The organism is Paenibacillus sp. UMB7766-LJ446, from assembly GCF_030226665.1.
In the GTDB taxonomy this organism is placed as follows: Bacteria; Bacillota; Bacilli; order Paenibacillales; family Paenibacillaceae; genus Paenibacillus; species Paenibacillus vandeheii.
This window is the reverse complement of the sequence record NZ_JASOYM010000016.1, coordinates 1-12292: the sequence shown is the minus strand read 5'-3', so window position 1 is coordinate 12292 and position 12292 is coordinate 1. Positions and strand designations below refer to the sequence as shown.

The 12292-nt window shown below is 46.3% G+C and carries 13 protein-coding genes; all 13 read left to right on the top strand.

Features of this window, described 5'->3' with window-relative positions:
• The first annotated feature begins 14 nt into the window (after nucleotides 1-14).
• Nucleotides 15-353, top strand: coding sequence for a cyclic-phosphate processing receiver domain-containing protein (locus QP794_RS28540; RefSeq protein WP_024630385.1), 339 nt, complete (start codon nucleotides 15-17; stop codon nucleotides 351-353).
• On the top strand, nucleotides 353-670 hold the full coding sequence (locus QP794_RS28535; protein ID WP_285080098.1) for a thioredoxin family protein: 318 nt from the start codon (nucleotides 353-355) through the stop codon (nucleotides 668-670). The genes QP794_RS28540 and QP794_RS28535 overlap by 1 nt, the downstream gene beginning before the upstream one ends.
• Nucleotides 667-1446, top strand: coding sequence for an ABC transporter ATP-binding protein (locus QP794_RS28530; protein ID WP_079349245.1), 780 nt, complete (start codon nucleotides 667-669; stop codon nucleotides 1444-1446). Before QP794_RS28535 ends, QP794_RS28530 begins: the two co-directional genes overlap by 4 nt.
• 6 nt (nucleotides 1447-1452) lie before the next feature.
• On the top strand, nucleotides 1453-2502 hold the full coding sequence (locus tag QP794_RS28525) for an SAM-dependent methyltransferase (protein WP_285080096.1): 1050 nt from the start codon (nucleotides 1453-1455) through the stop codon (nucleotides 2500-2502).
• A 181-nt stretch (nucleotides 2503-2683) separates the two neighbouring features.
• A complete protein-coding gene (locus QP794_RS28520; protein WP_285080095.1) occupies nucleotides 2684-4162 on the top strand; it encodes a serine/threonine protein kinase in 1479 nt (492 codons plus the stop codon).
• Nucleotides 4163-4188: 26 nt separating this feature from the next.
• Nucleotides 4189-5211 (top strand): SAF domain-containing protein, encoded by a 1023-nt coding sequence (locus QP794_RS28515; protein ID WP_024630380.1) that lies wholly within the window; start codon nucleotides 4189-4191, stop codon nucleotides 5209-5211.
• Nucleotides 5212-5282: 71 nt separating this feature from the next.
• On the top strand, nucleotides 5283-5996 hold the full coding sequence (locus QP794_RS28510; protein ID WP_285080094.1) for a hypothetical protein: 714 nt from the start codon (nucleotides 5283-5285) through the stop codon (nucleotides 5994-5996).
• A complete protein-coding gene (locus tag QP794_RS28505; RefSeq protein WP_285080093.1) occupies nucleotides 5993-6823 on the top strand; it encodes a CpaE/TadZ family protein in 831 nt (276 codons plus the stop codon). The genes QP794_RS28510 and QP794_RS28505 overlap by 4 nt, the downstream gene beginning before the upstream one ends.
• Before the next feature lie 7 nt (nucleotides 6824-6830).
• The gene (locus QP794_RS28500; protein ID WP_285080092.1) at nucleotides 6831-8657 is read left to right on the top strand and encodes an ATPase, T2SS/T4P/T4SS family; all 1827 of its coding nucleotides are present in this window, start codon (nucleotides 6831-6833) and stop codon (nucleotides 8655-8657) included.
• Entirely contained in the window at nucleotides 8647-10713 is a 2067-nt protein-coding gene (locus QP794_RS28495) for a hypothetical protein (protein WP_285080091.1), read from the top strand. Before QP794_RS28500 ends, QP794_RS28495 begins: the two co-directional genes overlap by 11 nt.
• A gap of 58 nt (nucleotides 10714-10771) precedes the next feature.
• Nucleotides 10772-11257: a hypothetical protein gene (locus tag QP794_RS28490; protein WP_063562843.1), complete on the top strand. Its 486-nt coding sequence runs from the start codon at nucleotides 10772-10774 to the stop codon at nucleotides 11255-11257.
• A 16-nt stretch (nucleotides 11258-11273) separates the two neighbouring features.
• A complete protein-coding gene (locus QP794_RS28485; protein WP_285080090.1) occupies nucleotides 11274-11672 on the top strand; it encodes a hypothetical protein in 399 nt (132 codons plus the stop codon).
• On the top strand, nucleotides 11669-12223 hold the full coding sequence (locus QP794_RS28480; protein ID WP_285080089.1) for a hypothetical protein: 555 nt from the start codon (nucleotides 11669-11671) through the stop codon (nucleotides 12221-12223). Before QP794_RS28485 ends, QP794_RS28480 begins: the two co-directional genes overlap by 4 nt.
• Nucleotides 12224-12292 lie beyond the last annotated feature (69 nt).

Genomic DNA, 12292 nt, shown 5'->3' with positions numbered 1-12292 from the left:
GAGGAGCGATTGTAATGCATGTTTTTTTGGATGATTACCGGGCATGTCCGAAAGGGTTTGTTCTGGCTACCAATGCAGAAGAATGCCTGATGCTGCTTAGAGAAGGTGACGTGGATATTTTATCCCTGGATTATGAACTGGGTCCGGATTCGCCGAATGGCGGTGAAGTTGCTGCTTCAATCGTTCGGGAAGGCTTATTTCCGCGCCAGATCTATTTGCACACGTCCAGCATGTATGGCAAACGTCAAATGTACGAATTGTTGTACAGTAATAAACCTGACTCTGTCACCATTCATAATGGTCCGATGTCGGGTGAGGTTATGCTTCGTGTTGCTGCGGGAGAACAAAGCTGATGAAGCCGATTACGACTAAAATGTTAATGCGCGGCGTATGGGAAGGCATGCCTCAGGCTGTATTTATCTATACCCCGTTATGCGGAACTTGCGCGGCGGCACGTCGAATGCTTGAAATCGCCGAACATTTGCTGCCCGAAGGGATTTTGACCGAGATGAATATTCACGATATCCCGGAACTTGTGCAGCAATTTCAGATTTCGAGCGTCCCTGCGGTTATGTTGTTTAATGGAGAACATGATGTGCCCAGAATGGTTTATCGGATGAACTCTGTCGAGCATCTGTTAGGAGAAATCCGGAAGGCGGTGCTAAAATGAGTGTAATCTCGATGGAGCATGTCTCTCTTAGACGAGAAGACAATCAGATTCTGGATGACGTCCATCTGCATGTTAAAGAAGGCGAGCATTGGGTGATTCTCGGGCGCAATGGTTCAGGTAAAACCACGCTGCTGGAAATGATGAATGGGTATATGTTTCCGAGTCAGGGGCGCATTGAGGTACTGGGTAACCTGTATGGACAATGTGATGTTCGGGAGGTTCGGAAAGAAATTGGTTATATCAGCCAAACATTGATTGAGAAACTTACACTTCGGGATCCGGTGTGGGAAGTTGTTGCAACAGGCGCTTATGCCTTTTTACGTTTCTATCAAACGATTCCGGATGATGTGAAGGCCAAAGCGATGAACCTGCTTGATGAAATGGGCTTTGCCAAGCTGGCTAATCATCCACTCGGCACCCTTTCTCAAGGAGAGCGCAAAAAAGTAATGCTGGCTCGTTCACTGATGGCAGATCCCAAATTGCTGATTATGGACGAGCCTTGTGCCGGACTTGATTTATACGAACGCGAGAAAATGTTGGCCGAAATTGATCGACTGCGTAAGCGTAATATTACTGTCGTTTATGTGACGCATCACGTCGAGGAGATCGTACCATTATTCACACATGTGGCCTTGATCCGTGATGGACGTATTGCTGCGGCAGGTCTCAAGCATGAAGTTTTAACACAAGATACAATTAAGTATACGTACGATGTTCCAGTTGATATCCAGTGGCATGATGGACGTCCCTGGATCCGCGTACGTTCTGGAGGGTAACACATTTTGAGTACACAGTCATCTTGGGGTGAAGGAGACTTTTCCCGTTTTATTTGCACAGCCAACCATGGCTTTGCGCCATATGCTCAAGAGGAATTGCGCCGCACGTTTGGTGCAGTCAAGAGCACGGTACTCGTACCGGGTGAAATTCTGCTGGCCGGTCTTCCTATCGCGGAAGAAGAGGTAGCGATTAAGCTGTTGCAAGAGAACCCGACGTTTTTACGTCATATTCAACCTGTTCAATTTCAGGAAAATACCGAAGATTCAGCGCAAGCGATGGAAAAATTGATTTCATTTGTACTGAATCATACCGAGTTAACAGGTACTAAAGTAACATTACAAGTTCGTAAAACCGAAGGGGCCTTCTGGCAGGAGAACGCTGTTTCTTTGAAACAACTGCTGACCGAGAAGCTGGATGCCCTTGGCTGTGAGTGGGTTGTCCGTGAGGCGGATCATGTTATATCTGTCTTCGTTGCAAATGACATGTTATATGCCGGCGTTTCCAGACCTGATCAAAATCTGTCGGACTGGAGTGGGGGAGCCGTTCGTTTTCAGAAGGAAGAGGGGCAAATCTCGCGGGCCAAATTCAAATTGCTTGAAGCGGAGCAGACGTTTGGTATCGACTTTACTTCTTTCCACAAAGCATTGGATATTGGTGCTGCACCTGGTGGTTGGACCTCTTTCCTGCTTGAGCGCGGGCTCGAAGTTACAGCTGTTGATCCGGCCAAGATGGATGCGACCCTGTTGGAATCGCCAAAGCTGACCTTTTTGAAAAAAAATGCAGGTGATGTACGCTTCCGCGAAGGGGAATTTGATCTGCTCGTATGTGACATGAGCTGGAGTCCCAAACTGATGAGCCGTCTTATATCGGACCTGTTATACAGTCTCCAGTCGGGGGGGACAGCGGTTGTGACAGTGAAGTTACTGCATAAAAAGCCGCTTGCGCTGATTAAAGAAGTCATCGACACATTTGAACGCTCACGGATGCAGATTCAACGCTCCAAACAGTTGTTTCACAACCGTGAAGAAATCACGTTATATATGATTAAGTATTAAGTCATTAATGGCATTAAATTTTATGCTTTACAATACCTATTTTCCTATACTATAATGATACCAATATTAACCATAACAAGTTGAGGGAAAGCATCCCGAAGTGAACGAGTCCGGAAATCCGGTCTGTTCCGCTTCGGTGAAGCTTTCCCTTTTTTGTTATGCATAACAAGGAGGAGTCTATATGAGACATCCGGCCAGGCTCGAGCGTGGAAGCCTGCTGGGAGGAAGATATCGTATCGTGTCCATTCTCGGTTCGGGTGGAATGAGCCATGTATATGAAGCAGAGGATTTGAAGTTGCCTGGAAAAACCTGGGCGATCAAAGAAAGCGTGACGGCATTGCCATACGAGGGCAGTATGGAGTCGGAAGCAGCTCTCCTGACCTCTCTGCGTCATCCCAGATTGCCGCAAATTGTAGATTTTTTTGTCCCGGATGAGCACGGGTATACGTATCTTGTGATGGAATACATTGAGGGATTGACTCTCAGTGACTATTTCAAGCAATGTCGCGGGAAGATTCCGCTTGAACATATGACGGAGTTTGTGCTTCAGCTGCTGGATGTACTAAGTTATTTGCACAGTCTGGACCCACCCGTCATCTATCGGGATTTGAAACCATCCAACATTATGATTACACCGGAACATGAAGTCAGACTGATTGATTTTGGGATAGCGCGGAGTTATAAAGCACAAAGCGTCGATGACACGGTTAAATTGGGGACAGCCGGATTCGCTGCACCGGAGCAATATGGTTCGGGACAGACGGATGCGCGTTCTGATCTGTATGGGCTTGGAGCATTGCTGCTCTATCTCATGACATGTGGAGCTTATACGGAATGGATTCAGGGAGTAGAAAGTTCCATTCGCAGTGATGTTCCACGTACCTATATTCCTGTTGCGAGAAGGTTACTGCGACTGAATCCGAATGAGCGCTTTCAATCTGCTGATGAAGTTCGTAAAGAACTGCTGCGCAGACCGGGAATAGCGACTGGTGGTTCAGAAACAACGGTGACGATAAGCGGAGGGACAAGAGTAATTGCTTTGACAGGCGCATCATCCGGAGTTGGGGTTACGCATACGGCCATAGCCATCAGTCACTATCTGGAGCGGCAGAACTTCAAAGTGGCCATAATCGAGATGTCGCCACGTTCTCAATCGTTTGCACGAATTCAACAAGTGGCGCATGCCGGTAAACCCGTGCCAGCAGGCAGACAGTTTGCAGTGGATGGTGTGCACTACTGGAAACAATCAGGACGCGCAGACATCCTGTCTTTGCTAGGTGGTAGCTATCAGTTCATTATAATGGATCTGGGGAGTGGTCAGGACCAGAACCGTCTCGAAGAGTTTCTAAGAGCCGATCTGCCCATTGTTATAGGTTCCGGTGCCGAATGGAGACAGGCTGAGATTGGATCTTTTGTCCGTTCTCACAACCGGTACCCGAGAGACAAATGGATCTACTGCCTGCCTCTTGCATCTGCTGATGCCGTTCAGCGCATACGTAAAACGTTGGACACTTCCAGTGTCTACGGTCTGCCCTTACATATTGATCCCTTTGATCGCGAACCGCAGATGGATAAGGTTTTTGCTCATATTCTGACTCATATGATGGGGCAGCTTCCCAAGAAACGTTCATTTTTTGCAAGAAAAAGAGTAAATGATTAGAAGAGATTGCGAAAGGAGAGCCTCTTTTGTCTAAATTAAGAAAACAAAGCCGTCAACTGATCTATGCTGGACTGACGGGAGCGGGAGCGATTGGTCTGTTGTTTGGGGCATATGTCATTTACAATGTCAAAACCATGAGTGATACGAGGTCTGAAGTGGAGGCTCGTTACTCGTCAGCTTATGAACAAAAAGAAGCTGAATTGATGCAACAGTGGAACTCAGGGGCACAGGGATGGGTGACCGTACGGGATGTTGAAGCAGGGGAGCCGATATTGCCTGAGGATATCAAACTCATTGCAGTTCCGGATGCACAGGCACCAAGGAATCTGTGGTCCAGCTCCAAGCAGATGGATGGTCAAGTGGCAAAAATAGAATTAAAAAAAGGAACAGCCATTACGACTGAAATGGTGTACGAGGATAGCCCGGCGCCGCCGGATTTAAGAAACCGTGAACTACAGGTCGTTTTATTGCCATCTTCACTCGTCAAAGGAGATAACATTGATATTCGTATTCAGTTTCCAACGGGTCAAGACTACATTCTCCTGTCCAAAAAGAAAGTCGAAAGATTAAATGCAGCTACCCTATGGATTACGATGACAGAGGAGGAAATCCTGTCCCTTTCAAGTGCAATTGTAGATGCCTATTTACATAAAGCTTCAATCTATGCCTTAACCTATGTAGAACCACAGTTCCAGACTCCAGCAATCCCGACATACCCTGCCAACAATGAAGTGTTAAAACTGTTGGAGAGTGATCCTAATCTTGTGCGTCGGGCTGAAGTGGAGTTAGCGCGGCAAGTGCGGAGTTCGCTAGAAAGCTCACTCGCCGCATCCATGTCAGCGCCATCCCAAGGCGTGGAGCAGGATGTTGCACAATCCTCTGTCTCTTACAATAACCGTCCTGGAGCGAATAACTCCTCGTCTGCGGATGGTGTCATCTGGAATGATGGTTCGGGCAACGCAGGAACGACAGGCAATGGGAGCGATAATGGTTCAGCGTCAGCTTCGAGTGCGGATGAGCAGAAGAGCTTGCTGACGGGCGGAGAGTAAAATATGCAGGGAAATCGATTGATAATTCATATAACAATGAGTATTTGAACCTTAAGGAGGCTTTGATAGCTATGCAAACATGGATTTTTGCCGGGCTATGTGAGAAGAATGACCTGATGCTGTACCTTTGCAAAATACTGGCAGCCTCCGGTAAACGTGTCTTGCTCGTTGACGGAACATTACAGCAGAAATATGGATACGGCGTTGGGGAAAGCCAGCAATCTCTGCGCATTACAGAGTTTGAAGGTTTTGATATCGCCTGTCAATTCGTAACTTCAACAGCGGTTGAGAGCCATCTTGAAGCGAGTGGTGAGAAATTGGAGACCTATGATTACGTTCTTTACGACATGGAAACATCACACTTTGCATCCCGTGATCTATGGCTCACGGCAGATATCCGTGTCTGGGTCAGTGATTATGAACGCTACAATCTGGAACGGGGCAAAGGCTGGCTTAAGCGATTGCTGGAAGAGCAGTCCCTGCCAGCAGAACTGCCGTTTCAACGCATCTTGATCAATGCTGTTGATTGCAAACTGGAAGCTCGATATTTGTGGGCATATCTGGAAGGTAGTCCGTTTGTATGGACAGGTGAATCGCTAATGTTGCCTTGGGATGAGCTGACTGCGGCAGTCAAACTGGAAAACGAGCACCATCGTCGAATTCGCCTGGGGCCATTGTCACGGAACTATAAAAAATCGCTATGCAGATTAGTGGAGCAGTTGACCGGGTGGGAAAATGTTCAGAGTCGTCGGGCCATGAAAGAAGCAGAAAGGATGAGGGCATGAGCACCATTACGTTTTGGAGTCCTTTTTCAGGAACAGGCAGCACCTCAAGTGCGTTAATCGGTGCCTATGCGATGGCACTTCAATATAGGACAAGAATTTTGCTTGTAAATACAGGTCCAGTCGGGAGCAGCACTGAAGCTGCCCTTCCACCAAAAGAAATAGAGGATCTGGGTTCAGTATTCACATTTGAGGAGGGGGGATGGGATGCTGTAGAACGGCTGCATATAAGCGGGAGCCTGAACAAGCATAATTTGAGGGATTATACGAAGCCACTCCTTAAAGACCGTCTGGATTTGTTGACTGGAAGAATTAACCGGTTGGAGCGTACCTCACAAGAGCATGTGGAGACTTTAAAAAGGCTGCTGGATGTAGCCAATGAATACTATGATCTCGTTCTTCTGGATGCAGACCGCGCAGGCACAAGTGCTCAGATTCTGCTGGATCAAGCTGACTATGTTGTGGTAAACCTGAATCAAAATATGAGGGACCTGGAACATTTTTTTGAAAAGATCAGACCTGAGTGTATGAGTGATCAAAAGCTGCATGTCGTACTGAATAAGTATGATCCACATTCACGCGCAACCATTACCAATATTCGTCGGCGTTTTCGATACAAGGGTTCGATATCGGTGCTGCCGTATACCACCGGATTTCTGGATGCCTTCAATCGTCGTGATGCGGCCGCGTACTTGCAATTGGAAGGTCTTAGCAACCATAAAGACATTCGTAAAGGGAGCTTTGCCGCAAGTATGGCTGAACTCGCTCGCCTCATTATGGACGGCGCAGGAATGCGTACCGTACTAAAGAGGTTGGAAAGGGGAGCCTGAACCTCCGATGCTCTGGAATTCCCTATGGTTAATATTAATTTTGCTGTTATGTCTTGCGTATGTTTGGTTCAAATATAGAGCTTCCCATCGTGAAAAGAATAACCGTGCTCCTGAGCGAGAATCCTTCACAATTGAAGTGCTGACAGAGAAAGTAAAGAACTCGCTTCATGAGCTTAGTCATAGCCAACTTGCTGATGCCGGGTTGCATGAAGAAGAATATCGTCGAAGAATCAATCAGCGTGCCGAGATGCGCAAGGCTCTTAAAGGTTGTGTATCAGGAAGCATCAGTGACAAAACGTATGTCAAAAATCTGATCGGTGATCTGCTCACTCACAGCATAGGACTGAACAAGTCAAATATCGATGAGGTCATTTATTTTGGAGAAACGGAGTTGCTGACGATTCAGGATCAATTCGAAATCGTGTTTTATCTATACCGGCAGCAATTCGGTGTCGATGCCTTGTCGCGCATGATTGATACTTATGACCTTGGCAGACTGAGGCTGGATGAAAGTGCAGATGACGGAGGGAGTTATTATATCTCCGAAGAGGATATCCGATATGTGTTTGAGTGTGAGTATAGAGAACTTGGATTTAGAGAAAAAACAGATATCATTGTTCAACGCATCTATCAACATTACAAAGGCTTCTCGGTTGTTGATGAAATAAGAGATCAACGGATAGATGGCGTTAGTGGTGGTGTTAGCGGCATGCTGGATGCAGTTCAGGATATGGGGCTACGACAGCCAGCTTCGTGGAACGATCTGTTGGAGGATGGACTTGAAGACGCTCCCCTCGAAGAACCACTTAGCGGAATGGAAAGTGTCTGGATCTTCTATAAAGGTAAGTCTATTCATCTGTCCTTCCTGTCATTTGGCAGTATCCGTGAACTGAAGAGGGTATGTCAAAATATTTATAAATACAACTATCCGGGACAGCTTTCGGAAGCGAATGGGTACAAAGTGAACGAGATGAAGGACGGATCACGTGTCGTTGTTGTCCGACCTCCCTTTGCCGAATCATGGGCATTCTTTGTCCGGAAATTCGATATTCCCAATGCCTCACTGGAGCAGCTGATTACCGGAAACAACGCAGATCTGCCCATTACTTTGCTGCAATATTTGATGAAAGGCAGTCGAATAACAGCTGTAACTGGAGCACAGGGGTCGGGTAAAACGACGCTGCTTATGGCAATGGTGAAGCATATTTACGCTTCCTATACGCTGCGTGTACAGGAGATGGCTTTCGAGCTGCAGCTGCGGCGTATATACAGTCGGCGTAACATTCTAAGCTTCCGGGAGACGGAGCATATTTCAGGTCAACAGGGACTGGATTTACAGAAAAAGACGGATGGTACTGTTAATATTCTCGGCGAAGTAGCAAGTGACGAAGTTGCAGCCTGGATGATTCAGATGTCCCAGGTTGCCAGTCTGTTCACCCTGTTTACCCATCATGCCAAAACGTTCCGTGATCTGGTCTTCTCCCTCCGCAATTCACTGCTCAAAACAGGTATGTTCCAACATGAACATATTGCTGAGGAGCAAGTAGTTAGTGTCATTAATTTCGATGTACATATGAAGAAGGATGCTGAGGGACGAAGATATATAGAACGAATCACGGAATGTCTGCCACGTGCGAATAAAGGAGACAGCGTGGAAGAACGGGCGGGTTTTACGTTTCGCAATGTAGTCGAGTACAGGGATGGCAATTACGTCGTCACAGCTCCAATCTCAATGGGCAGTATCACAGATATGCGGGATCAGATGACACTACAGGACGCTGCGCTGTTCGAACAGTTCATCAGGCAACATTGGGGTGATATCTATGACCGTTAAGTTAGTTCTTCTTTTGGTGCTGGCGATATGTGCAGGTGGTCTGGTAATCACGCTATTTATACTGAATCTGTTACGTCATAGAGGAGGGGATACTTCAAGTAAATACAAAGGGATCGCTACACTGAACGGAAATCGTACGCTGCGGTGGGGATCGTTCCTGCTACAGTCTTATCGCTGGGGCATGAAAGTGCCGCTGCTCTCTGTTTATATTTTACAAGTACAGAAACGAATCTCATATCGACATGTTGGCGACGAACCAGCATTAAGACGAATGACGATGAGTGTGGTTCTAATTATTTTCGCAGGATACGGGAGCATCAGTGTAATCCTGTTCCTTATGCAGCCGGGTATCGCCTTTGTCATATTGTCAGTACTCTGCGCTGTAGTTCTGAACAGTCTTGTGCTGGATATGTGTCTGAATCGTATGGAGAAGCGACTGTTGGTACAGATGCTGGATCTGTTTGCCGACGTGAGGCATCGGTATCATCAGCATGGAATGGTAGAGGAAGCACTGTATGAAGCAGCGGAAGCAGGTAAAGGAGAGGCTGCGGAGCAAGTGCTGTTGATATATGAAGCATTGACTTCGCCGGACCCGAACGAAGCTTTGGAACGTTACTATGAAATTGCACCTAATCGTTTTCTTAAAGGTTTTGCCGGTATTTCATATATGGTGATGGAATTCGGTGATAAAGACAGAGCACAGGGTTCGATTTACTTGAAAGGTCTGGGGAATCTGACGCAGGAAATTCATCTGGAGATTTTGCGGCGGGACAAATTGGACTATCTGTTAAAAGGGTTAAATATCATTGCCTTCGCCCCCGTTCTATTCACAGCTCCAATTGAACGCTGGGCCAGAGGAAGTTTTCCAACTATGGATGAATTCTATCGCAGCAAAATCGGGTTTGTTACCAAAATTTCAATCTATGTCATTATCATACTTGCCTACTTGCTTTTGCAAAGACTGCAGCAATATGATGAAACCCGATATCGGACTGGGCGCAAACACTCCAGGATTGATCAGTTCTTATACAAGCAGACATTCATCCGTAAAGTCGCGATGTTGTTCGCGGCCAAGCCTGGTAGTACCAACTATAGTCAAACCGTAAGACTAATGCGGGAAAGCAGTTCGGAACTGAAATATGAATGGCTTGCAATACGAAGGCTGATGTTATTTGCAAGCAGTTTTGTCCTGACCATTGGCTGCGTCTTTCTGCTGCATCAGGTTGAACGAAATCATATCTTACATGATCCTGTGAGAGATGACCGGATGTTTGGCGCGATGGGAGCGGCGGAATTGAAGCAGGCTACGGAAAAGACAAGCTTGGATCAAGCGGTACTTGAAAGCATCGAAATGAGGCGTGGAGCAACTTTTGATGAAGTCTCCAATGCATTGCAGTCTATGAATCCTGTGCAACTGGATCATGATACTCAGACGGAAACCGTTGCGCGCATTCTGCAGAAGTTGGAAGTATACAACAAGCAGTACCTCCACTGGTGGGAGCTAATTATTGCGATGATGATAGGTATAGCGGGTTATCACATGCCGATCTGGCTCATGCTGTTCCAGCGCAAGATGCGCAGTATGGACATGAAACATGAAATCTATCAGTTTCAGACGGTGATCTCGATCTTGCGGGAAATGGACCGTATGTCTGTCGAGGAGATGTTGGAATGGCTCAATCGCTTTGCAGTCATTTTCAAAAGGCCGCTGCAAAAATGTTTGTTGCATTTTGAACATGGGCCGGAGCATGCACTTGAACAATTAAAAGAGGAAGCAGGTTTGCCTGAATTTCAGCGTCTGGTGGAGAAACTGCAACTTGCACTCGGGAAAATTTCAATTCGGGAAGCTTTTGACGATCTGGATAGCATGATGGCCTTTTATTTTGAACAACGCAAGCAGGAATATACCAAGATGATTGATGTCAAAGCGTCCTGGGGAAGAATGATCGGATTTACACCGATGTATGCCTTGATCTTCCTCTATCTGGTCATTCCGTTGGTAGGTATGAGTTTCCTGCAAATGAACATTTATTATGAACAGATTCAGAAACTGTAACGGTCATGTACGTCACAGTCTGAAATAAATTAAAAACAATATATTTAGGAGGATTATCATGAACAATGCATCAAGCGCTTTAAAGGTGGCAGCAGGTATCTTTCTGACCATCGCCCTTATTACAATTGTAGTTTTGTTGTTTATTTCGGCTCAAGAGGCGACCAAAACGGCACAAAACAATTTTGCGGATATTCAGACCGAGTTATCCCAAGCTGCATTTACGGTCTATGACGGAACTACCATTAGCGGATCACAGGTTACAAACGCGTTGCGTAAATATGCGGACAAGGATCAGTTCGGTATTCAAGTTATTACAGGTAAAAATAAAGGAGGCCAATGGTACGGTAATCAGTTAAACATCTCCCAGGATCTCAATAATGCGGATTATGGTTCAGTGATTTCTCCAGATGATAAAGTCGGCATTATTAATCAAACCATGAGTGAAAAAGATAATCAGTATGTCAATCCAAGCGGTAAATTCAAAGCAATTATTGTAAAAGACAGATCTAACGTGGTAAGAGGGCTTATTTTCCAGCAATCCTGACAGGAGTTGGTTTAAGATGTCCCAGAATACACAGCAGCTTATGTTGTTCTGTACGGCGGTTGTCCTTTTTGTGACAGCCTGCCTGTACGGGCAGCAAAATATTAGGGTTCTATCAGACGCTCTGAGTCACATGGTGCAGACGACAACAGAGATGGAAGGGAGGCTGAACACTACTTTACGCATCAGTGAACCAACCCGTTATAGTGGTGCTGAGGTCTTACACACTGTAAGGCAAATGACAGGGACAACGGTCAGCGTAGAGGTAGACGGCAATGCATACGTCATTGATCCCCTTGTAAACAGAAAAGTAACCATACCAGTCCTGCTTAGTGCTTCGTATAGACCTGAGTTCATAAGAAGTGAGGCTGGTGAACTGCTGAAGATTGCATTTTGGAAGGAGGCCAGTACACCTTGATTAATGCCGCATCCAAGCTGCTAGCAGTTTTGCTGGCAGTGATTTTGCTTTATGTATACCCGGCAGCAGAGACTGCGGATCGACAGGATGACATGGCACGAATGGCCGTTGTTCAGACGGTTACACGTTTTGTTGATGCGGTCAGAACAAAGGGATATATTTCGCCCGGCATGTATGCAGAGTTCGAAGAGCAGATGGCTCGAACGGGTAACGCCTATGAGATTGCCATGGAGCATTTGCACAAAAAATATGTACCTCATTATTCAGATCCGATGGATCAGAGCACATTCTCAGGAGCCTATGAAACTGTGCAGGATGGCTATTATTCAGCTCAGATTAAAGCAAAGCTGTTTCCTTCTTCTGGTTTGCTGGCTTCAGACGATCCAGGGCGTAGATATACACTGGCAATGGGGGATTTTTTCACAGTAACCGTCAAAAATACCAATCGTACACCTGCCATGCTGATTCGTGAGTGGTTGAACGGGTCTGCGCAGGCTGCAGCGGTGTTTACCACATATGGAGGTATGGTGCTCAATGAAGATTACGTGTGACTTGTTCCGCTATAACCGAACAATTCGGGAAAAGCGGGGACTTAACTAAATAAGTCCAACTTTGCGACC

Bases quoted from the DNA above. Each gene is read 5' to 3' on its own strand.
- QP794_RS28540 (WP_024630385.1), top strand. From the start codon at position 15: ATGCATGTTTTTTTGGATGATTACCGGGCATGTCCGAAAGGGTTTGTT.
- QP794_RS28535 (WP_285080098.1), top strand. From the start codon at position 353: ATGAAGCCGATTACGACTAAAATGTTAATGCGCGGCGTATGGGAAGGC.
- QP794_RS28530 (WP_079349245.1), top strand. From the start codon at position 667: ATGAGTGTAATCTCGATGGAGCATGTCTCTCTTAGACGAGAAGACAAT.
- QP794_RS28520 (WP_285080095.1), top strand. From the start codon at position 2,684: ATGAGACATCCGGCCAGGCTCGAGCGTGGAAGCCTGCTGGGAGGAAGA.
- QP794_RS28510 (WP_285080094.1), top strand. From the start codon at position 5,283: ATGCAAACATGGATTTTTGCCGGGCTATGTGAGAAGAATGACCTGATG.
- QP794_RS28505 (WP_285080093.1), top strand. From the start codon at position 5,993: ATGAGCACCATTACGTTTTGGAGTCCTTTTTCAGGAACAGGCAGCACC.
- QP794_RS28500 (WP_285080092.1), top strand. From the start codon at position 6,831: ATGCTCTGGAATTCCCTATGGTTAATATTAATTTTGCTGTTATGTCTT.
- QP794_RS28495 (WP_285080091.1), top strand. From the start codon at position 8,647: ATGACCGTTAAGTTAGTTCTTCTTTTGGTGCTGGCGATATGTGCAGGT.
- QP794_RS28490 (WP_063562843.1), top strand. From the start codon at position 10,772: ATGAACAATGCATCAAGCGCTTTAAAGGTGGCAGCAGGTATCTTTCTG.
- QP794_RS28485 (WP_285080090.1), top strand. From the start codon at position 11,274: ATGTCCCAGAATACACAGCAGCTTATGTTGTTCTGTACGGCGGTTGTC.